The organism is Bacillus sp. MT94, from assembly GCF_058792475.1.
Genome location: NZ_JBXAEZ010000004.1, coordinates 557093 through 579686, shown reverse-complemented (window position 1 = coordinate 579686; position 22594 = coordinate 557093). Strand labels below are relative to the sequence as shown.

The 22594-nt window shown below is 36.0% G+C and carries 22 protein-coding genes and 4 tRNA genes; 25 read left to right on the top strand and 1 reads right to left on the bottom strand.

Features of this window, described 5'->3' with window-relative positions; all coding sequences use genetic code 11:
• Positions 1-10 precede the first annotated feature (10 nt).
• The 5 genes from mnmG (at position 11) to spo0J (ending at position 5416) form a co-directional block, all read left to right on the top strand.
• Entirely contained in the window at positions 11-1900 is a 1890-nt protein-coding gene (gene mnmG / locus AC1Q51_RS18055) for a tRNA uridine-5-carboxymethylaminomethyl(34) synthesis enzyme MnmG (protein ID WP_000541052.1), read from the top strand.
• Positions 1901-1922: 22 nt separating this feature from the next.
• On the top strand, positions 1923-2642 hold the full coding sequence (gene rsmG / locus AC1Q51_RS18050; RefSeq protein ID WP_001019628.1) for a 16S rRNA (guanine(527)-N(7))-methyltransferase RsmG: 720 nt from the start codon (positions 1923-1925) through the stop codon (positions 2640-2642).
• A 105-nt stretch (positions 2643-2747) separates the two neighbouring features.
• Complete coding sequence (noc, locus tag AC1Q51_RS18045) at positions 2748-3620, top strand: nucleoid occlusion protein (RefSeq protein ID WP_000799016.1); 873 nt, start codon at positions 2748-2750, stop codon at positions 3618-3620.
• Positions 3621-3810: 190 nt separating this feature from the next.
• Positions 3811-4572, top strand: coding sequence for a sporulation initiation inhibitor protein Soj (gene soj / locus AC1Q51_RS18040; protein WP_000516114.1), 762 nt, complete (start codon positions 3811-3813; stop codon positions 4570-4572).
• Positions 4565-5416: a stage 0 sporulation protein Spo0J gene (gene spo0J / locus AC1Q51_RS18035; RefSeq protein ID WP_078400658.1), complete on the top strand. Its 852-nt coding sequence runs from the start codon at positions 4565-4567 to the stop codon at positions 5414-5416. Before soj ends, spo0J begins: the two co-directional genes overlap by 8 nt.
• A 20-nt stretch (positions 5417-5436) precedes the next feature.
• Here spo0J and yyaC read toward each other — a convergent pair whose 3' ends face one another.
• On the bottom strand, positions 5437-6033 hold the full coding sequence (gene yyaC / locus AC1Q51_RS18030) for a spore protease YyaC (RefSeq protein ID WP_492331623.1): 597 nt from the start codon (positions 6031-6033) through the stop codon (positions 5437-5439).
• A 259-nt stretch (positions 6034-6292) separates the two neighbouring features.
• Here yyaC and AC1Q51_RS18025 point away from each other — a divergent pair, with 259 nt between their 5' ends.
• The 20 genes from AC1Q51_RS18025 to AC1Q51_RS17930 all read left to right on the top strand — a co-directional run bounded on the left by AC1Q51_RS18025 (position 6293) and on the right by AC1Q51_RS17930 (position 22571).
• Positions 6293-7174: a mechanosensitive ion channel family protein gene (locus AC1Q51_RS18025; RefSeq protein ID WP_000365115.1), complete on the top strand. Its 882-nt coding sequence runs from the start codon at positions 6293-6295 to the stop codon at positions 7172-7174.
• Positions 7175-7194: 20 nt separating this feature from the next.
• The gene (locus AC1Q51_RS18020; protein ID WP_000435486.1) at positions 7195-7392 is read left to right on the top strand and encodes a DUF951 domain-containing protein; all 198 of its coding nucleotides are present in this window, start codon (positions 7195-7197) and stop codon (positions 7390-7392) included.
• Between the two features lie 115 nt (positions 7393-7507).
• Entirely contained in the window at positions 7508-8608 is a 1101-nt protein-coding gene (ychF, locus tag AC1Q51_RS18015) for a redox-regulated ATPase YchF (protein WP_000524670.1), read from the top strand.
• Positions 8609-8799: 191 nt separating this feature from the next.
• Positions 8800-9090, top strand: a complete 291-nt coding sequence (gene rpsF / locus AC1Q51_RS18010) for a 30S ribosomal protein S6 (protein WP_001233781.1) — start codon at positions 8800-8802, stop codon at positions 9088-9090.
• A gap of 26 nt (positions 9091-9116) precedes the next feature.
• A complete protein-coding gene (ssb, locus tag AC1Q51_RS18005; RefSeq protein WP_002094213.1) occupies positions 9117-9638 on the top strand; it encodes a single-stranded DNA-binding protein in 522 nt (173 codons plus the stop codon).
• Positions 9639-9683: 45 nt separating this feature from the next.
• Positions 9684-9917 (top strand): 30S ribosomal protein S18, encoded by a 234-nt coding sequence (gene rpsR, locus AC1Q51_RS18000; protein ID WP_000918873.1) that lies wholly within the window; start codon positions 9684-9686, stop codon positions 9915-9917.
• Between the two features lie 80 nt (positions 9918-9997).
• On the top strand, positions 9998-10933 hold the full coding sequence (locus tag AC1Q51_RS17995) for a YybS family protein (RefSeq protein WP_023523631.1): 936 nt from the start codon (positions 9998-10000) through the stop codon (positions 10931-10933).
• 78 nt (positions 10934-11011) lie between these two features.
• The gene (locus tag AC1Q51_RS17990) at positions 11012-12985 is read left to right on the top strand and encodes a DHH family phosphoesterase (protein WP_001113779.1); all 1974 of its coding nucleotides are present in this window, start codon (positions 11012-11014) and stop codon (positions 12983-12985) included.
• Positions 12982-13428 (top strand): 50S ribosomal protein L9, encoded by a 447-nt coding sequence (rplI, locus tag AC1Q51_RS17985; protein WP_000864223.1) that lies wholly within the window; start codon positions 12982-12984, stop codon positions 13426-13428. Before AC1Q51_RS17990 ends, rplI begins: the two co-directional genes overlap by 4 nt.
• 27 nt (positions 13429-13455) lie before the next feature.
• A complete protein-coding gene (dnaB, locus tag AC1Q51_RS17980; protein WP_001286147.1) occupies positions 13456-14805 on the top strand; it encodes a replicative DNA helicase in 1350 nt (449 codons plus the stop codon).
• A gap of 215 nt (positions 14806-15020) precedes the next feature.
• Positions 15021-16310 (top strand): adenylosuccinate synthase, encoded by a 1290-nt coding sequence (locus AC1Q51_RS17975; RefSeq protein WP_000100230.1) that lies wholly within the window; start codon positions 15021-15023, stop codon positions 16308-16310.
• A 140-nt stretch (positions 16311-16450) separates the two neighbouring features.
• Positions 16451-16526: transfer RNA gene (locus tag AC1Q51_RS17970), tRNA-Lys, on the top strand.
• 13 nt (positions 16527-16539) lie between these two features.
• A tRNA-Glu gene (locus tag AC1Q51_RS17965) sits at positions 16540-16611 on the top strand.
• Positions 16612-16633: 22 nt separating this feature from the next.
• Positions 16634-16709, top strand: a tRNA-Asp gene (locus AC1Q51_RS17960).
• A 41-nt stretch (positions 16710-16750) separates the two neighbouring features.
• Positions 16751-16823: transfer RNA gene (locus AC1Q51_RS17955), tRNA-Phe, on the top strand.
• Positions 16824-17104: 281 nt separating this feature from the next.
• A complete protein-coding gene (gene walR, locus AC1Q51_RS17950) occupies positions 17105-17812 on the top strand; it encodes a cell wall metabolism DNA-binding response regulator WalR (protein ID WP_000971865.1) in 708 nt (235 codons plus the stop codon).
• Positions 17813-17815: 3 nt separating this feature from the next.
• Positions 17816-19657 carry a cell wall metabolism sensor histidine kinase WalK gene (walK, locus tag AC1Q51_RS17945; RefSeq protein ID WP_000755367.1) on the top strand — a complete coding sequence of 614 codons (1842 nt, stop codon included), beginning with the start codon at positions 17816-17818 and terminating at the stop codon, positions 19655-19657.
• Entirely contained in the window at positions 19654-20970 is a 1317-nt protein-coding gene (locus tag AC1Q51_RS17940) for a YycH family regulatory protein (RefSeq protein ID WP_075719576.1), read from the top strand. Before walK ends, AC1Q51_RS17940 begins: the two co-directional genes overlap by 4 nt.
• Positions 20951-21793 carry a two-component system regulatory protein YycI gene (locus AC1Q51_RS17935; protein WP_000383720.1) on the top strand — a complete coding sequence of 281 codons (843 nt, stop codon included), beginning with the start codon at positions 20951-20953 and terminating at the stop codon, positions 21791-21793. The genes AC1Q51_RS17940 and AC1Q51_RS17935 overlap by 20 nt, the downstream gene beginning before the upstream one ends.
• Positions 21777-22571: an MBL fold metallo-hydrolase gene (locus tag AC1Q51_RS17930; RefSeq protein ID WP_000522837.1), complete on the top strand. Its 795-nt coding sequence runs from the start codon at positions 21777-21779 to the stop codon at positions 22569-22571. Before AC1Q51_RS17935 ends, AC1Q51_RS17930 begins: the two co-directional genes overlap by 17 nt.
• Positions 22572-22594: the final 23 nt, after the last annotated feature.

Here is a 22594-nt window from a genome sequence, read left to right as displayed (position 1 = left end):
GGAATAAACAATGGGATACAATGCCGGTTCATACGATGTCATAGTAATCGGTGCAGGTCATGCAGGATGTGAAGCTGGTCTTGCGGCAGCACGAATGGGCTCAAAAACATTAATGTTAACAATTAACTTAGATATGGTAGCATTCATGCCATGTAACCCTTCTGTTGGTGGACCAGCAAAAGGGATTGTTGTTCGTGAAATTGATGCATTAGGCGGAGAAATGGGACGTAATATTGATAAAACTCATATTCAAATGCGTATGCTAAATACAGGTAAGGGTCCAGCTGTACGTGCACTTCGAGCGCAAGCTGATAAATTCTCTTACCAACATGAATTGAAGAAAACAATTGAAGAAACACCAAACTTAACGTTGTTCCAAGGAATGGTAGAGCGTTTAATCGTTGAAGAAGGTATATGTAAAGGGGTAGTTACACAAGCTGGTGCAGAATATACAGCGAAAACCGTTGTAATTACCACTGGAACATTTTTACGTGGCGAGATTATCATGGGCGATTTAAAATATTCAAGCGGTCCAAATAATCAACAACCGTCTATTACATTATCTGAGCATTTAGAGGAGCTCGGATTTGATCTTGTTAGATTTAAAACAGGGACACCTCCGCGTGTAAACAGTAATACAATTGACTACAGTAAAACAGAAATTCAACCAGGTGATGATAAGCCGCGTTCGTTCTCTTTTGAAACAACGAAATTTATTATGGATCAAATTCCATGTTGGTTGACATATACAAGTACAGAAACACACCGTTTAATAGATGAAAATTTACATCGTTCAGCTATGTATTCTGGTATGATTAAAGGAACAGGCCCTAGGTACTGTCCTTCTATTGAAGACAAAGTAGTAAGATTTAATGACAAACCACGTCATCAAATTTTCTTAGAGCCAGAAGGGCGTAATACACAAGAAGTATATGTACAAGGTTTATCCACAAGCCTACCAGAAGATGTACAACGTGACATGCTTAGAACAATTCCAGGCCTAGAAAATGTTGAAATGATGCGCACAGGTTATGCGATTGAATATGATGCAATTGTGCCAACACAATTATGGCCAACACTTGAAACGAAAAAGATTAAAAATTTATATACAGCAGGACAAATTAATGGAACTTCTGGTTACGAAGAGGCGGCAGGACAAGGACTTATGGCTGGGATTAATGCAGCATGCCGTTCTTTAGGTAAAAAAGAAGTTGTTTTAGGCCGCGAGGATGCTTATATTGGTGTCTTAATTGATGATCTTGTAACGAAAGGTACAAATGAACCATATCGTTTATTAACGTCTCGTGCAGAATACCGTCTATTATTACGCCACGATAATGCTGATCTTCGTTTAACTGAAGTTGGTCGTGAAATTGGATTAATTAAAGAAGAGCGATATGAGCGATTTACAAATAAAAAATTACAAATTGAACAGGAAAAGGAACGTTTAAGCAGCATTATTATTAAACCACGTCCTGAAGTTCAAGAATTAATTCGCAATATTGGCGGAAGTGAATTGAAAGATGGAATACGTGCAAGTGACTTATTACGTCGTCCAGAGATGACATATGAGCATATTCATCTTTTAGTACCAAGTGAAGTAGAATTAAGTGATGAAGTTACAGAACAAGTTGAAATTCAGATTAAGTACGAAGGATATATTGAAAAATCTTTACAGCAAGTAGAGCGAATGAAGAAAATGGAGAGTAAAAAAATCCCTGTAGATATTGATTATGACGCGATTTCTAGCCTTGCTTCAGAAGCTAGACAGAAATTGAAAGATGTTCGTCCACTTTCAATGGGGCAGGCTTCACGTATTTCTGGCGTAAATCCAGCGGATATTTCCATTTTACTTGTGTATATAGAACAAGGAAAAATTGCGCGCGTATCGAACCAATAACATAGTAAGGAGATATTGCTAGATGAACATAGAACAATTTCAATCTATGCTAGAAGAGAAGGGAATCACCCTCTCTTCTAGACAATTAGAGCAGTTCAAAATCTACTTTGAAACATTAGTAGAGTGGAATGAAAAAATGAACTTAACGGCTATTACAGAAAAAGAAGAAGTATACTTAAAACACTTTTTTGATTCCATTACAGCTGCTTTTTATTATGATTTTTCAAAACCATTCTCAATTTGTGATGTTGGTGCAGGGGCTGGATTCCCAAGTATTCCTTTAAAAATCTGTTTCCCGCACTTAAAAGTAACAATTGTAGATTCATTGCAAAAACGTATTAATTTCTTAAATCACTTAGCACAAAAGTTAGAATTAAGTGATGTTGCATTTTGTCATGATCGTGCTGAAACATTTGGGAAAAAAGAAGGTGTACGTGAATCATACGATATTGTAATGGCACGTGCAGTTGCGCGTCTTTCTGTATTAAGTGAGCTATGTTTACCACTTGTAAAAGTTGGAGGAACATTCATTGCAATGAAAGGTGCAGCAGCAAACGAAGAAATCGAAAATGGCAAGTATGCTTTAGAGGTTCTAGGCGGAGAGTTAAAAGAGATGTCTACGTTCCAATTACCGTTTGAAGAGAGTGAACGTAATATTTTATTAATCGAGAAAAAGCGCAAGACACCAAAGAAATATCCACGCAAACCGGGAACACCCAATAAATTACCTATTGAAAAATAAATCTTATTAGACGTAAGATTAAATTATATAAATGAAAACGTAAATGTTTCATAGGAAACATTTTATGGAGAATAGTCAATAGGCCTAAAAGGTGGTGGAATATGTATGAAAAATACGTTTTCTCGTTTATTTGGCTTTGGAGATAAAGAGAGCGAATTCGAATTACAAGACGAAAGCCATGAAGAGATAGATAAAAAGGTATATGAGGAAATACAAGAAATTCCGATAGTAAATATTACCCCTAACCGTTATCAACCAAGAACAGTTTTTGATGATGCGCGTATTGATGAGCTAGCATTAACGATTCGTACACATGGACTTATTCAGCCGATTGTTGTAAGGCAATATGAGGACGATAAGTATGAGATTATTGCTGGAGAAAGACGTTTTCGCGCGGCAACAAAGTTAGGTTGGGAAAAGGTTCCTGCAATTATAAAGAACTTAAATGATACAGAGACAGCTTCTGTAGCTTTAATTGAAAACTTGCAACGTGAGGAACTAACGGCAATCGAGGAAGCTGTGGCATATCAAAAGCTGATTGAGTTACATAATTTAACACAAGAAGCATTGGCACAACGACTTGGAAAAGGACAATCTACAATCGCAAATAAGTTGCGATTGTTAAAGTTGCCTGAAGAAATAAAAAGTGCATTATTAGAAAAAAGCATTACAGAACGTCATGCCCGCGCTCTCATTCCTTTAAAAAATGAGGAATTACAACTGAAGGTTTTACAGGAAATTGTGGAGAAACAACTGAATGTAAAGCAAACAGAAGAACGAATTGCGAAGTTACTAGAGGAAGCAAAACCGAAGCGTAAGGCAAAGCAAAAAGCAGTAAGTCGAGATACGAGGATTGCTATGAATACAATTAGACAATCTTTACAAATGGTTACTGAAAGTGGTTTAAATGTTAATTCTGAGGAAGAAGAATTTGATGAGTACTATCAAATTACAATTAAAATTCCAAAGAAAAAATAATAATGACGTGTTAGAGACCTTATCCTATTGGAGAGGTCTCTTTTACTATATTTTCTTGTTAAATGAAGAAGGAGTTTAGAAATAAATTTTGAAGTTTAATAAAGGACGTAAAAGAAAAAGTTTTATTTCATGTTACAATAAACGTAATTGTTACTAGAATAAGATAGAAAGGTTGAAAGTAGGTGACATCATGGGAAAAATCATTGCTATTGCTAATCAAAAAGGCGGTGTTGGAAAAACCACAACATCTGTTAATTTAGGGGCTGGATTGGCGCAAGTAGGTAAAAAAGTCCTTCTTGTAGATATTGATGCTCAAGGAAATGCAACGACTGGTGTGGGAATTGAAAAATCTGAATTAGATCAATGTATTTACAACGTTCTTGTGGAAGATGCAGATGTTCAAGGGGTTATACAGAAAACCGCAACTGAAAACTTAGATGTTCTACCCGCTACAATTCAATTGGCTGGTGCTGAAATTGAATTGGTACCGACTATTTCCCGGGAAGTACGTTTGCAAAGAGCATTACAGCCAGTTCGTGATGAATATGATTATATTATTATCGACTGTCCCCCGTCTTTAGGGTTATTAACGATTAATGCATTAACAGCAGCAGATTCTGTTATTATTCCTGTACAGTGTGAATATTATGCACTAGAAGGATTAAGTCAGCTATTAAATACAGTTCGACTTGTACAAAAACATTTAAATAAAAATTTAGCAATTCAAGGCGTATTGTTAACAATGTTGGATGCTCGTACAAATTTAGGGATCCAAGTTATAGATGAAGTGAAAAAGTATTTTAGGGATAAAGTATATCGCTCGATTATTCCGCGTAATGTACGCTTGAGCGAGGCTCCAAGTCATGGGAAACCTATTATGCAGTATGACGCTAAATCAAGAGGAGCAGAAGTATATATAGATTTAGCAGAGGAAGTGATTGCAGGTGGCTAAAGGATTAGGAAGAGGAATTAATGTGTTTTTTCCTGATTTAGATGTGAAAGAAGAGGAAACAATTCAGGAGATTATTGTAACTGAATTAAGGCCAAATCCATATCAACCGCGTAAACACTTTAATAAAGAGGCTATTCAGGAATTAGCAATTTCGATTAAGGAACACGGTATTCTACAACCATTAATTGCTAGAAAGAGTATTAAAGGATATGAAATCGTTGCAGGTGAAAGACGATTTCGTGCTGCAAAAGAGGCTGGTTTAGAAAAGGTACCTGCGGTTGTAAGACAATTAACTGAACAGCAAATGATGGAATTTGCTTTGTTAGAAAACTTACAACGAGAAGATTTAAATCCTATGGAAGAGGCAATGGCATACCAGATGTTAATGAATGAGCTAAATGTAACGCAAGAACAATTAGCGAAACGTCTTGGCAAAAGCAGACCTTACATTGCAAATTATACTCGGTTATTAAGCCTCCCTTCGTTCGTCCAAGATATGATTGCAAATGGTCAACTTTCAATGGCTCATGGGAGAACTTTACTTACGATAAAAGACGAAGAACAATTGAAGTCCTTATTGAAACGCATTGAAAAAGAAGGATTAAATGTTCGTCAATTAGAGAAAATCGTCCAAGAGATTAATCAACACGTTTCACGTGAAACAAAAAAAGTGAAAAAAGAGCGAAATATATTTTTCGTAGAACGTGAAACGTTCTTAAGAGAAAAGTTTGGCACAGATGTGAAAATTAAAGAGACGAAAAAAGAAAAAGGTAAAATCGAAATTGAATTTTTTAATAAAGAAGATTTAAATCGTATTTTAGAACTATTAGCACAGAAAAATTAAAAAGCAAACCATCTTATTATTTATAGATGGTTTGCTTTTTTTAATGCGGATAATTTTTGATCCGTCTCTTTTATACTTTGTGCGATTACATCAGCCATTTTCATGACTAAACTTAATCTTGTATTTTGAAGAACGAAAAACTCCATAAACCCATTTAGATTGACGATACCGTGTATATGCAGATTACCAACTGCAGGTAATTTCTTATTCATAGCAGCACCCGGTTTACTAGGACCCTTTCCAGTAGTGATTGACCCAATATTTTGGGACTTTCCTAAACATGCATCAACAGCAATTATAAATGCAGTAGGATTTTTTTTCTGTATATTCTGAATTTTTTCTTCTAAATTTAGTGCATGTACTGGCTCATCTAGTGTACCGAATATTTGGAGGTTTTTGATGTCTATTTGTTCAAGTTTTGTACCAACTAACGGGCCGAGTGCGTCACCTGTAGAACGATCTGTTCCGATACAAACGAGAATGAGTGGTATATTAGTTTTAATAGGAATATGGGTAAGTAAGAAATTACTGATTATCTCAGAGGCTTCTAGATCTTGGTGCATAACGTTTTGAGTTTCTTTCTCAAAAAATGGTAAGCGAAAACTTCCAATGTTCATGAAGCACCCATCCTTTTAATAAATTTTCAATATATGTTATATGGTGAGAAAAATGGAAAGCTATAAGTGCGTAATTTTTGCAAAATGTGAATGAAAACGGAAATAATAGTACTAGTATATATATATTCGTTCCATTTTATACCTGAATGGCGGGGATAAAATAGGATTAAAATCATAAAATTTTTTCAGCAATTAGAGGACTTCTGATACAATAATAAGGATAACTAAAAAGAAATTTTAGCTAGAGAGGTAGAGGTACATGGATTTATTAACGAAGTGGTTTAATTCTACGAAACAGTATTTATTAGATGCTGATCGTTGGGCTCATATTGGAGTTGCGACATTAAAAATATGTATTATTTTAACAATTGGTGCAGTTGTTGTGCGAATTGCAAGAGCGGTTGTACGAAATGCGTTTCGTATGGGGAGTCGTTCTCCAATTCAAATTTCAGAACGTCGTACAGTTACAGTGGCGAAATTACTTGAAAATATTGTAGCGTATGTTGTTATGTTCATTATGCTAATTGCGATTTTAGGTGTGTTTGATATTAATGCATCAGGTTTATTAGCGGGTGCTGGGGTAATTGGTTTAGCAGTCGGATTTGGTGCTCAAAGTTTAGTGAAAGACGTTATTACAGGTTTATTTATTTTGCTAGAAGATCAGTTTTCAGTTGGCGATTATGTTAAAATCGGTCAATTTGAAGGAGTCGTTTTAGAAATTGGACTTCGTACAACGAAAGTAAAGAGTTGGACAGGTGAAATTCATACTTTACCAAATGGAAGTATTATTCAAGTTACTAACTATTCAGTTAGTAATAGTGTAGCGTTTGTTGATGTATCTATTTCATATGAGGCTGATATTGCGAAAGCAGAACAGGTTATTGAAGATTTATTAGTAGAGTTACCTTCAAAGTATGAAAAAATGGTAACAACACCTCAATTATTAGGTGTGCAAACGTTAGCTGCATCAGAAGTTATATTACGCGTTATCGCTGAAGTAGAGCCGATGCAACATGCAGTTATTGCAAGGGCACTTCGTAAAGAGATTAAAAATCGTCTTGATTTACATGGAATTGAAATTCCATATCCACGTATGGTTTTATACAATCGTGAAGAATTGGTTAGTGGAAAAGCAATTTAGTATGGAGAGGAGTTTGAAGAGTGGAGCAAAAGGAATATAACTTGTACGATGTTGTGGAAATGAAGAAAGCACATCCATGTGGCGAGAATCGTTGGAAAATTATTCGTATGGGAATGGATATCCGCATTAAGTGCGAGGGATGTGACCATTCAGTAATGATTACTCGAAGAGAGTTTGATCGTAAGGTGAAAAAAATACTTGTGAAGCACGAAGAATAGAGGGAGAGTAACAGTTACAGTAGGTAACTGTTACTTTTTTTCGTTTGGCGGAAACTTGTCATTTTTTTCGTTACTATCTATAATGATGAAAGATTGAGACATAGGAGTGAAAAATATGGGATTAACGGCTGGGATTGTTGGATTACCTAACGTAGGTAAGTCCACTTTATTTAATGCAATTACACAAGCAGGAGCAGAATCTGCAAACTATCCATTCTGTACAATTGATCCAAACGTAGGGATTGTAGAAGTACCAGATGAGCGTTTAAATAAATTAACGGAATTAGTAGAACCGAAAAAGACTGTTCCGACTGTATTTGAGTTTACTGATATTGCAGGTATCGTAAAAGGTGCTAGTAAAGGTGAAGGTTTAGGGAATAAATTCTTATCTCACATTCGTCAAGTAGATGCAATTTGCCAAGTTGTTCGTTGTTTTGAAGACGAAAATATTACGCACGTTTCAGGGAAAGTAGATCCAATTGATGATATCGAAACAATCAACTTAGAGCTAATTTTAGCGGACTTAGAGTCTGTTGATAAGCGTATCGAGCGTGTTGCGAAATTAGCAAGACAAAAAGATAAAGAAGCTGTATATGAGCATGAAATTTTAGTTCGTTTAAAAGAGGCTTTTGAAGAGGGGAAACCGGCTCGTACTGTTGAATTTACAGAAGAGCAGATGAAGATTGTTAAAGGCCTTCATTTACTTACAACAAAAGAAATGTTATACGTAGCGAACGTAAGTGAAGACGATGTTATCGATCCTTCGGAAAATAAATACGTACAAATGGTAAAAGAATTTGCAGAAAATGAAAATTCTCAAGTAATCGTTGTATGTGCAAAAATCGAATCAGAAATCGCTGAATTAGACGAGGAAGAGAAAAAAGTATTCCTTGAAGAACTAGGTATTGAAGAGTCTGGTTTAGATCAATTAATTCGTGCAGCATATGACTTATTAGGACTTGCTACTTACTTTACAGCTGGCGTTCAAGAAGTACGTGCTTGGACATTTAAACAAGGTATGAAGGCACCACAATGTGCTGGTGTTATTCATACAGATTTTGAGCGTGGATTTATTCGTGCAGAAACAGTTTCTTACGATGACTTAATGACAAACGGTTCTATGACAGCTGCAAAAGAAGCTGGAAAAGTACGTTTAGAAGGAAAAGAGTATATCGTAAAAGACGGAGATGTTATGCACTTCCGTTTTAACGTTTAATCTAATATTTCCTAGGAAAAATAAAGATATGAGCTTGGCGAATATATTATATGTTTGCCAAGTTTTTTATGTATTGGTGAGTTGATTCATATAACTTACTATGATATAATCTAAACTCGTGAGTAATTACTATAAATTAATTGCTCCTTGCCCATTATGGGCCGTTTAGACCAAAAGGAGGTGAAAGTGTAATGAGAAAGTACGAAATTATGTACATCATTCGTCCTGGCGTTGAAGAAGAAGCTCAAAAAGCTTTAGTTGAACGTTTTGCAGGTGTTTTAACAAACAATGGTGCAGAAATCATTAACACGAAAGAGTGGGGTAAGCGTCGTTTAGCTTACGAAATCAACGACTTACGTGAAGGTTTCTACATGATCTTAAACGTGAACTCTAACGCAGAAGCGATTAACGAATTCGACCGTTTAGCTAAGATCAACGAAGACATCCTTCGTCATATCGTTGTTAAAGAAGAAGAAAAATAATTGATATATAAGGGAGAGTGGTTCGATTGATGAATCGTGTTATCCTCGTTGGTCGTTTAACTAAGGACCCTGACTTACGTTACACGCCCAATGGTGTTGCAGTAGCTACTTTTACGTTAGCTGTGAATCGCGCATTTGCGAATCAACAAGGTGAGCGTGAAGCTGACTTTATTAATTGTGTAATATGGCGTAAACAAGCAGAAAACGTAGCAAATTATTTGAAAAAAGGAAGCTTAGCAGGCGTAGATGGACGTCTTCAAACTCGTAATTACGATGGACAAGACGGTAAACGTGTATATGTAACAGAAGTTCTTGCGGAAAGCGTACAATTTTTAGAGCCGCGTAATGGCGGTGGGGAGCAACGTGGTTCATTCAATCAGCAACCATCAGGAGCTGGTTTCGGTAACCAAGGCTCTAACCCATTTGGTCAATCTAGTAATTCAGGTAACCAAGGTAATCAAGGGAACTCTGGATTTACGAAGAATGACGATCCATTTTCAAATGTAGGTCAACCGATCGACATTTCCGACGACGATTTACCGTTCTAATACAGTAAATTTGTTAGTTTTAACAAAGAATGGAGGGAAATAGACATGGCAGGACGCAAAGGTGGACGTGCGAAACGTCGTAAGGTGTGTTTCTTCACAGCTAACGGCATCACTCGCATTGACTATAAAGATGTTGATTTATTAAAACGTTTCGTTTCTGAGCGTGGTAAAATTTTACCTCGTCGTGTAACAGGGACAAGCGCAAAATACCAACGCAAACTTACAGTTGCAATTAAACGTGCTCGTCAAATGGCACTTTTACCATATGTTGGTGAATAATAGCGTATGAAATGCACAGTAGAGTCGGACTCTACTGTGCATTTTGCTATGCTTTTCTTTTTTGAAAGAGAGGTTAAAATGTGAAACAAACAAAGTTTATTACAGAAGGCGCAGCGTTATTAGCTATATATGTAATTTTATTGCTTATATCTATGTATGTTCCGATTTTAGGTACTGTTGTAACTTTTGCGTTGCCGTTACCATTTATACTATTAACGATAAGACATAAACTATCTAATGTGCTCGTGATTTTTGTAGCAGCACTTTTTGTTACTATTATTGTGAGTCAACCTATGAATTTAGTGAAGACAACTATGTTTGGATTGATAGGGATTGTTTTAGGGTATATGTATAAAACAAGAAAAAAGCCAGTGGAAATCTTAATAGCGGGGACGCTTGCATACTTAATTGGTTTTGTACTTATTTATGTTGCGAGTATAAAGTTTTTCAACATAGATATAATGAAGCAAATGCAAAGTGTGTTTAGTGAAAGTATGGTGCAAAGTGAAAAGATAGTAAGTGCTATAGGTATGCCGATTAGTAAGGAACAAAAAGAGTTACTTACACAAATGAATGATATATTACAATCGTTATTTCCAAGTATACTTGTTCTAGTTTCAGTATGTTTTTCTTGGATTACAGTGATAATATCAGGTAGTGTTTTGAAAAAGTTAAAACATGACATTATACCTTGGCCTAAATTTAAAGATCTACAATTACCAAAGAGTATTGTTTGGTATTACGTTATATTTATTTTGTTAGCAACTTTTATAAAAGTAGATCCAACATCATATTTACATATGGTATTTTCTAACCTATATGTCATATTTGCACTATTGCTTGTATTGCAAGGGCTGACATTCATTTCCTTTTTAGCGTATAGAAAAGGTTTTACTAAAGGGGTTCCTATTATTAGTTTTATTGTATGCATGTTTATTCCGATGCTGTTTCCTCTTGTGACAATCTTAGGTATAATTGACTTAGGGATTTCGTTGCGTTCTAAAATAGGGGAATAAAATAATATTCCTTATACTATTTTAATCTGTTTAACTAACTGGAAGGTGAGTTAGTTTTACTTTATAGGAGTTGTATACATGCCTGAATTTGATAAGAAACAGTGGTTTTTATATCCTGTTTATGTATTGGCATTTTTTGTGTTTGTGCTCATTTCAATTCTCTGTTATTTTCATTTAATTATGGGGATAGCTGCTTTTATCATTTTTTGTATCGTGTTCTTTATCGTTATACGATTTGAACTTAATTTTCAAAGGAATTTCGAAAAGCATACGACAGATATGATTACGAGGGTAAAGAAAGTCAGTAATGAAGCATTTAACCAAATGCCGATTGGTATTTTGTTATACAATAAGGATTACGGGATTGATTGGGCAAATCCTTATTTATCTTCATGCCTGGGACAGCATGCGTTAGCTGGATGGCACCTTTACGATGTATCAGAAACATTACTTCTTTTCATTAAAGGAGAAACTTCTGATGATATAGTCTCTTTAAATAATCGAAAGTTTCGCGTTTTTGTAAGGAAAGAAGAAAAGTTAATTTATTTCTTTGATGTAACAGAACAAACGGAAATCGAAAAGATGTATGAGGATCAACGCACTGTTTTAGCTGTAATTTATTTGGATAATTATGATGAAGTTACACAAGGATTAGATGATCAATTACGTACGAATATAACAAGTCTTGTGACATCGCGACTAAATGAATGGGCACTTAAGTATGGTGCGTATTTAAAACGTGCATCTTCAGAAAGATTCTTCGTTGTGCTAAATGAAAGTATTCTGACGCAGATGGAGAAAGGGAAATTTAGTATTTTAGATCAGGTGCGTGAAGAAACATCTAAAAGGAATATACCACTTACATTAAGTGTAGGTGTCGGATCAGGTGATTTACCTTTGTCAGAGCTTGGGGCAATGGCTCAATCTGGTTTAGACCTTGCGCTTGGGCGCGGTGGAGACCAAGTAGCTATTAAACAAGCGACAGGTAAAGTTAAGTTCTATGGAGGTAAGACAAATCCCGTTGAAAAGCGTACCCGTGTACGTGCTAGGGTCATTTCGCATGCGTTAAAGGATTTAGTATTAGAAAGTAGTAATGTCATTATCATGGGGCATAGGGCTCCTGATATGGACGCAATTGGTGCTGCGATTGGTATTTTAAAAGTGGCTCAATTAAACGAGCGTAAAGGATATATTGTATTAGATGAAAATGATTCTGATAAGGGAATTAAACGCTTGATGGACAAAGTGAAACAAAATGAGGAGTTATGGTCTCATTTTATTACTCCAGAGCAAGCGATGGAATTTGCAAATGATGAGTCGTTACTTGTTGTTGTTGATACGCATAAACCTTCTATGGTGATGGAGCAAAAACTGTTACATAAAATTGAAAATGTAGTAGTTATTGATCATCATCGTCGTGGGGAAGATTTTATTGAAGACCCATTGCTAGTTTATATGGAACCATATGCTTCTTCCACGGCAGAATTGGTTACAGAATTACTTGAGTATCAACCTAAAAATTTAAAGATGACAATGCTAGAAGCGACGGCATTGTTAGCAGGTATTATTGTCGACACGAAAAGTTTCACATTCCGGACAGGGGCTCGTACATTTGATGCTGCTTCTTATTTACGCTCACATGGTGCAGATACTGTACTTGTACAAGAACTTTTAAAGGAAGATATGGATCAGTATTTACGGGTTGCAAAAGCTATAAAAAATGCGTACATTTATAAAAATGGAATTGCGATTGCTAAAGTTGATAGTGATGATTACTACGATCAAGTGCTTATTGCGCAATCGGCAGACACGTTATTAACGATGACAGGGATTATTGCATCATTTGTTGTTGCGAAACGTGGTGAGAATCTCATTGGAATTAGCAGCAGGTCTTTAGGTGAAGTGAATGTGCAGCTAATTATGGAAAACTTAGGCGGTGGAGGGCATTTGACTAATGCAGCCACACAAATGAAAAATGTTACAGTAGATGAAGCTGAGGAGAAGCTTCGATTTGTTATTGATGACTATTTACAGGGAGGCACACAATCATGAAAGTAATTTTTCTAAAAGACGTAAAAGGTAAAGGTAAAAAAGGAGAAATAAAAAACGTACCGGATGGCTATGCAAATAACTTCTTACTAAAACAAGGATTAGCTGCTGAAGCAACAAATAGCAGTATGAAAACTTTAGAAGCTCAAAAGCGTAAAGAAGAAAAAGATGCAGCAGCAGAGCTTGAAAATGCAAAAGAGTTAAAAGAGACTTTAGAGAAATTAACTGTAGAATTAAAGGCGAAATCTGGAGAAGGTGGCCGTTTATTCGGTTCTATTACGAGCAAACAAATCGTAGATGCGATGCAAAAATCACATAAAATTAAACTTGATAAACGTAAATTTGAAATGGATGATGCAATTCGTGCATTAGGCTACACAAATGTAACAGTGAAATTGCATCCGCAAGTAACAGCGACAGTAAAAGTTCATGTTAGTGAACAATAAAAATAAATTAAGCAAGGAGGATTGCGTATGAGTGATGTACTTGCTGATCGTACCCCTCCGCATAATATAGAGGCCGAGCAGGCGGTTTTAGGTGCCATATTAATTGATCAAGATGCGTTAACGTCAGCATCGGAGTTATTGGTACCTGATTCATTCTATCGAACAAAACATCAAAAGATTTTTGAGGTCATGCTTGGATTATCTGATAAAGGAGAACCGATCGACTTAGTAATAATGACATCAGCGATGGCTGATCAAGGATTACTAGAAGAAGTTGGTGGAGTGTCTTATCTAGCAGAGTTAGCAGAAGTTGTTCCAACAGCTGCTAACGTTGAATATTATGCACGTATCATTGCTGAAAAGGCACTTTTACGCCGTTTAATTCGAACAGCGACTCATATAGTGTCGGATGGATACGAGAGAGAAGATGACGTGGACGGCCTTTTAAATGAGGCCGAGAAAAAAATATTAGAAGTATCCCATCAAACGAATGCAAAAGCATTTCAAAATATTAAAGATGTTCTTGTGGATGCTTATGATAAAATTGAACTTTTGCATAATCAAAAAGGTGAAGTTACTGGGATACCAACTGGATTTACTGAATTAGATAAGATGACGGCAGGTTTCCAGCGAAATGATTTAATCATTGTAGCAGCACGTCCGTCAGTAGGGAAAACTGCATTTTCATTAAATATCGCACAAAACGTAGCGACGAAAACGGATGAAAATGTAGCGATTTTTAGCTTGGAGATGGGCTCCGATCAGCTTGTTATGCGTATGCTTTGTGCAGAAGGAAATATCGATGCGCAAAGACTTCGTACCGGGTCACTAACTTCTGATGATTGGGCGAAATTAACAATGGCGATGGGGAGTCTTTCAAATGCCGGTATATATATTGATGATACACCGGGAATTAAGGTAAATGAGATTCGAGCAAAATGTCGTAGACTAAAGCAAGAACAAGGTCTTGGAATGGTTTTAATTGACTACTTACAGCTTATTCAAGGAAGTGGGAAATCAGGTGAGAACCGTCAGCAGGAAGTATCTGAGATTTCTCGTACTTTAAAAGGGATTGCACGTGAATTGCAAGTGCCTGTTATTGCCTTATCACAGTTATCTCGTGGTGTAGAATCTCGTCAGGATAAACGCCCGATGATGTCTGATATTCGTGAATCTGGAAGTATTGAGCAGGATGCTGATATTGTAGCTTTCCTATATCGTGAAGATTACTATGACCGTGAAACGGAAAATAAAAATACGATTGAAATTATCATTGCAAAGCAACGTAACGGTCCAGTAGGTTCAGTGGAACTTGCATTCGTCAAAGAGTTCAATAAGTTCGTTAACTTAGAACGACGCTTTGAGGATGGGGCATAAAGGCAGTATAAAAAAGAAACACATTTCTTATAATAAGATGTGTTTCTTTTTTTATGGGGTAAAGATAAGGCTTTCATAAGGTGAAAACATAATTCTTACGAACGAAAATGATTTTTGATAAAAAAATGTTCGCTTTTTGGTTGACTTCTTTTTCGGTTTTGGTACAATTATATTGTTTGAATAGATCGTTTGAAAATTGCGGAGGTGCTTTAATAATGTCTTCAGTAGTAGTTGTAGGAACACAATGGGGCGACGAAGGAAAAGGTAAAATCACTGATTTTCTTTCTGAGCATGCGGAAGTAGTTGCAAGATATCAAGGTGGAAATAACGCGGGACATACAATTGTTTTCGGCGGAGTTAAATATAAGTTACACTTAATTCCATCTGGTATTTTCTATAAAGAGAAAATTTGTGTAATCGGAAATGGCTTAGTAGTAGATCCGAAAGCATTACTTGAAGAGTTAAAATACTTACACGACCGTGGTGTAAGTACTGATAATTTACGTGTAAGTAACCGTGCACACGTTATTTTACCTTATCACTTAAAACAAGATGAGTTAGAAGAGGCTAGTAAAGGTGATAACAAAATCGGTACAACGAAAAAAGGTATCGGTCCTGCATATATGGATAAAGCTGCTCGTATTGGTATCCGTATGGCTGATCTTTTAGATCGTGAAGCATTTAAAGAGAAGCTTGAGCGCAATTTAGTAGAGAAAAATCGTTTGTTTGAAAAAATGTACGATACAGAAGGTTTCAGTGTAGAAGAAATCTTTGAAGAGTACTTCGAATATGGACAACAAATCGCACAATATGTATGCGACACATCTGTTGTATTAAATGATGCACTAGATAACAATCACCGTGTATTATTTGAAGGTGCACAAGGTGTTATGCTTGATATTGACCACGGTACGTACCCATTCGTTACATCTTCTAACCCGATTGCGGGTGGTGTAACAGTTGGAACTGGAGTTGGTCCTGCGAAAGTTACTCGCGTTGTAGGTGTATGTAAAGCATATACAAGCCGTGTTGGTGACGGTCCATTCCCTACTGAACTTAATGATGAAATTGGTCATCAAATTCGTGAAGTTGGTCGTGAGTACGGAACAACAACTGGTCGTCCGCGCCGCGTAGGTTGGTTCGATAGCGTTGTTGTAAGACATGCGCGTCGTGTTAGTGGTTTAACGGATCTATCATTAAATTCTATCGACGTTTTAACAGATATTCCGACTCTTAAAATTTGTGTTGCTTACAAATACAATGGCGAAGTTATCGATGAAGTTCCAGCAAACTTAAACATTTTAGCAAAATGTGAGCCTGTATATGAAGAGCTTCCAGGTTGGACAGAAGATATTACTGGTGTAAAATCATTAGACGAGCTTCCTGAAAATGCACGAAAATACGTAGAACGTGTTTCTGAGTTAACAGGAATTCAATTATCTATGTTCTCAGTTGGACCAGATCGTAACCAAACGAATATTGTTCGTAATGTATACGAGGCTTAATTGATATTTTAAGAAAAAACTCATGTCCGCATGAGTTTTTTCTTATCTTTTATAAAAAAATGAAAAAAAGTATTGCGAAGAATACAGAATACATGTTATGATACATCTTGTCGTCACGAAAATATGACGTTGGTGAGTATGAGCCATTAGCTCAGTTGGTAGAGCATCTGACTTTTAATCAGAGGGTCGAAGGTTCGAATCCTTCATGGCTCACCATTTTATTTTTCGTGGCCCGTTGGTCAAGTGGTTAAGACACCGCCCTTTCACGGCGGTAACACGGGTTCGAATCCCGTACGGGTCATGTTTTTTTTATGCTTATTTTTGGTCCCGTGGTGTAGTGGTTAACATGCCTGCCTGTCACGCAGGAGATCGCCGGTTCGACCCCGGTCGGGACCGCCACTTTTGTTTATACCACCATTAGTGGTTTTATATATAGTTTTGGCTCGGTAGCTCAGTCGGTAGAGCAGAGGACTGAAAATCCTCGTGTCGGCGGTTCGATTCCGTCCCGAGCCACTCTCAGGATATTAAGTGGGCCCACTTAATATCCTTTTTATTTATGTAATTTTACAAAACTGAGTAGTTATTTTAAAATAGAACGAGGAGCCTCTAGCAGTTGAAGCTAGAGGTTTTTCTATAGATCGTATAGGATTCCGTGTAAAAGTGGATCATACATGAGTCTATGAGAATAGAGGAGAAAATACTTAAACAAAGGATGCGGTCATATAGGACATACTATGTAAACATCAATATGTTTAGGGATTATTGACCATATTTTTATAAGGAGGAAATAGACGATGATGGGAAAGAAAATTTTAGTAGTTGATGATGAAAAGCCGATTGCAGATATTTTGAAGTTTAACCTAGAAAAAGAAGGTTTTGAAATAGTAATGGCGCATGATGGTGATGAAGCAATTGAAAAAGCTAATGAAGAACAACCAGATATGGTTTTATTAGATATTATGCTACCAGGTAAAGATGGCTTAGAGGTTTGTCGTGAAATACGTAAAAGTTCAGAAATGCCGATTATTATGCTTACAGCAAAGGACTCTGAGATTGATAAAGTATTAGGGCTTGAGCTTGGGGCAGATGATTATGTAACGAAGCCATTTAGCACGAGAGAATTACTTGCTCGTGTGAAGGCGAATTTACGCCGTCACCAACAAGGTGGTGCTGCAGAAAAAGAAGAAAATACAGAAATGGTTATTGGACCAATTGTTATTAATCCAAATGCATATAGTGTAACGAAGCGCGAGGAAAATATCGAGCTTACACATCGTGAATTTGAGTTGCTACATTATTTAGCGAAACACTTAGGACAAGTTATGACACGCGAACATTTATTACAAACAGTTTGGGGTTATGACTATTTTGGAGATGTGCGCACAGTAGACGTAACAGTACGTCGTTTGCGTGAAAAAATTGAAGATAATCCAAGCCATCCTACTTTAATTGTAACTAGACGTGGAGTAGGGTATTACTTGCGTGACCCAGAGCAGGAATAGTATATGAAGAAAGTTGGTTTTTTTCAATCTATTCATTTAAAATTTGTGCTTATATATATGCTATTAATATTAATAGCGATGCAAGTTATTGGGGTATATTTTGTAAGGGAATTAGAGAAGAGCCTAGTACAAGGTTTTAGGGATTCTTTAACGCAGCAAACAAACTTATTATCATATAACTTGAAACAAGAATTTAAAAAAAGTTATACAAAAGCAGAAACAGAGTCAACAGATGAAACGATTAAAACTTCTATTCGAAAGTTTGCCTCTGATCAAAAAAAAGTTATACAAGAGGTAAGTGTATTTGATTCGCATAGAAAGTTACTGGCTATTTCAGATGAATCAAAGCAGAATAAGGTGAATAGAACATCAACTGATATAGCTGTTCAGCGAGTGTTGGTGCAAAAAAAGCCAGAAGTGAAAATTGAGAAGGATGGTAGTACAGGCCATCGTGTTCAAGTTATGCTTACTCCGATTCTAGATGATAATGGTAAGGATGCGCTTGGTGTTATATACATCGTTGCATCTATGGAAGATGTATATAAACAAATGAAGGATATAAATCAAATTTTTGCTACGGGAACAGTAATTGCCTTATTAGTAACGGCCGTACTTGGGATTTTATTGGCTCAAACAATTACAAGACCAATTTCAGATATGCGGAGACAAGCAATCGAAATGGCAAAAGGAAATTATTCGAGAAAAGTAAAGGTGCATAGCCATGATGAAATTGGACAACTGGCATTATCCTTCAATAATTTATCAAAAAAATTACAACAAGCGCGTTCTTCTACAGAAAGTGAAAGGCGTAAACTATCATCTGTTTTATCTCATATGACAGATGGAGTAATTGCTACTGACCGAAAAGGGGATATTATTTTACTAAATGACCCTGCGGAAAAAATGTTAAATGTTTCTCGTGAAACAGCGCTCGATCAATCTGTTTTAGAGGTATTAGGGATACAGGAAGAATTTACGCTCGATCATTTATATGAAGAGCCAGATTCTGTTTTATTAGATTTTAGTACGAGAAATGAACCATATATTTTACGTGCTAGTTTCTCTGTTATTCAAAAAGAAACAGGGAAGGCAAATGGTTTAATTGCCGTATTATATGATGTAACAGAGCAGGAGCGTATAGAAAGGGAACGCCGTGAGTTTGTGGCGAATGTCTCTCATGAATTAAGGACGCCATTAACGACGATGCGCAGTTATTTAGAGGCACTTACAGATGGAGCATGGCAGGATCCGAATATCGCACCACAATTTTTAACGGTTACACAAGAAGAAACAGAAAGAATGATTAGACTTGTAAATGCGTTGTTACAGCTATCTAAACTTGATAGTACAGAGCACCGTTTAATGAAAGAATGGGTCGACTTTACTGATTTCTTTAATAATATTATTGATCGCTTTGAAATGTCTAAAGAACAAAATGTAAGTTTCAAACGATCTTTCTCTAAGAAGTCTAGGTTTATTGATATGGATACTGACAAAATTACTCAAGTGCTGTATAACATTATTTCTAACGCATTAAAGTATTCACCAGAAGGTGGAACAGTAACATATCGCTTACGTGATCGCGGTGATTTATTAGAAATTAGCGTAAGTGACCAAGGAATGGGTATTCCAAAAGAAAACGTTGATAAAATCTTTGAACGTTTTTATCGCGTAGATAAAGCTCGTTCAAGACAAATGGGTGGTACGGGACTTGGATTAGCAATTGCAAAAGAAATGATCGAGGCACATGGTGGCTCTATTTGGGCGAAGAGTGAAGAAGGAAAAGGGACAACTATTTATTTCACGTTACCAATGGCAGCAGATGAAGAGGACGATTGGGAATGAGTATGGAAAACTTTAAAACAATAGTTTTAATTAACCTAGTTGTAATTAGCCTGTTTCTTACTTTTAACCTATGGACGTATGTGCCAGATTCTACATCCATGCAAAATGCAAAATTTGTACAGGGCAATGAAGGAACGAATCAAACTAAAATTTCCGATGTTGTCCGTCCTACTTCTATCATCGTGCATAAAGATAAAAATCATTATGGGAGCAGAAGAGAGGCAGATATAGAATCAATCTATAAGCCTTTGGAAGTAGGGGAGCTACATGAGTTTAGAGAGATATCAATCACTAAGGGTGATTTCCTATCCTATGTGCATGGTGAAGGGAAAATTGAACTTGTTTTCCCTACTGATATCCCATTTGATGCAGTTAAATCTATGTTTAACATGAAAGAGAAAAGTACAGATAAGCCTAAATATTTTAATCGTATTCTCCTTGATCCTTCTAGGAGTAAGGATCAAGAAATTAAAATTAACTTTGTTTCTGATGGTGATAACTTTAAAATATATGAGGCAAAATTAAGTGGTGTGTATTTAAAAGATATTGTAAATGCTCAAAATCAATTTATAGTATCAGCAAAGCCCTATTTTGATTATCAAATCAATGATATGAAAAAGTTATTTTTACCAGATGGCACGACAGAGTTAAACAATATAACATATATTTCATCTAATTTAGCAGTTGATACGTTTAAGAATGCTCTGTTTAGTGATCCTCGTTATTTAAGTCCGATTACTGAGATATCGAAAGAAACATTTACAGATGGTATTAGATCCATGGAAATTGAAAACGATCGTCACATGCTAAAGTATAAAAACTCTTCTGTCTTAACTGAGAAAACGATAGATAATTTAATGCTGTTACAAAAAAGCTTTGAATTTGTAAGTGGTCACAGTGGAAGTTTGGATTCATATCGTTTGGACTATATGAATAAAGGAGAGACAGTATTTCGCTTACATGAAGATGGATATTCCGTATTCAATACAGATGGATTAGCTGAATTGAGACAAAAATGGGGATCAGAAGAAGTAATGGAATATGAAAGACCGTTGCTGTCTTTAAATACTAAAGGCATAGAACAGAAAGTTACTCTTCCGTCAGGGCATGTTGTAATAGCATCCCTAGAAAATAATCCAGAGATAAAGAAACAAGTAATTAAGGATATTGGTATTGGATACAAGTTATCACTAGATGGGCAAGTAGTTCGACTACAACCAATTTGGTATGTAAAGCTTGTTGAAGGTGAAACGGGTAAACAGCAAATCTATGAGTGGAGTGAGGGAGGACTAAATGGATTGGGATCGAATTAAAACCATATTTATTGTGACCTTTTTTGTTTTGGACCTCTTTCTCATTTTTCAATTCATTCAAAAGCAAGATAGTAATCAATTGGAGCTTATTGCAGAAACAAAGATAGATCAAGAATTAAAAGCAAATAAAATTACTATAGGGAATATCCCTAAGGAACCGAAGAAAGAGTCATTTATTAGAGCGGAAAATAAAGCCTTTAAAGAAGATGATATACAGTCTTTGAAAAATCAAACGGCGCATATACAAAATATGTACACGATAGAAAGTAAGCTAAAAGAGCCTTTTTTAAATACGAAATCATTATCAAAAGATAAGTATAATGAATTTTTGAAGAACTATGTATTGGATGGACAAAAGTATGAATTTGGAGCGGTGAAAGACTCTAAAATTTATTTCTTCCAAAAATATAAAGATAAGCCTATTTTCTATAATAATCAGGCGATGATTGTTGTGGAATTAAATGAAAAAAATGAACTTGTTTCATATACGCAGACAATGCTAACTGATTTAAAAGAAATGGGCGAAGGTGAAAAAACGAAAGAGCAAGAAATTATTACGGCTCAAACAGCTTTAGAAAATTTGTATTTAAAAAATAAAATTCATGGAAATACACATGTTAAAGAAGCGCAAATTGGTTATGCCACTCTTACCGCATCTACTTCTAATAACCAAGTACTTGCTCCAACGTGGAATTTAAAAACGGAGCAAAAGCAGGACTTCTTTGTGAATGCAATTGAAGGACAAGTTATGGAATTAGGGGAAAAGGAAAATCAAGTGGTTGATGAACATACTGGAGTGAGAAATAATGGGGTTGCATTTTAGCGTACTTGCAAGTGGAAGTACAGGAAATATGCTATACGTAGGAACCGATGAAAAAAAATTACTAGTCGATGCAGGTTTAAGTGGTAAAGCGACAGAGGCTTTATTTAAACAAGCAGAACTGAATATAAATGATGTATCAGGTATTCTTGTAACACATGAGCATAGTGATCATATTAAAGGGTTAGGTGTATTGGCGCGAAAATATGATTTACCCGTTTATGCGAATGAGAAAACATGGAATGCAATGGAACATTTAATAGGAAATATCCCAACTGAGCAAAAATTCATTTTCTCAGTTGGGGATGTGAAAACATTTGGTGATATTGAAGTCGAATCATTTGGAGTTTCTCATGATGCGGCAGAACCGATGTTTTATGCTTTCCATAACAATAATAGGAAATTAGCGCTTATTACAGATACGGGATACGTAAGCGACCGTATGAAGGGCGTTATTAAGGGAGCTAATGCTTTCGTGTTTGAAAGTAATCATGATGTGGAAATGCTTCGTATGGGACGTTACCCATGGAGCATTAAACGACGCATTTTAAGCGACGTTGGGCATGTTTGTAATGAGGATGCTGCATTAGCGATGGCAGATGTAATTACAGATGAGACAAAGCATATTTATTTAGCCCATTTAAGCTTAGATAATAACATGAAAGAACTAGCTCGTATGTCAGTATCACAAGTACTAGAGGAAAAAGGATTTGGAGTGGGTGAATCCTTTGAAATTCACGATACAGATCCAAAAATGCCTACAAAAATTCAATACGTATAATTCTTCATTTTAGTAAACAATAA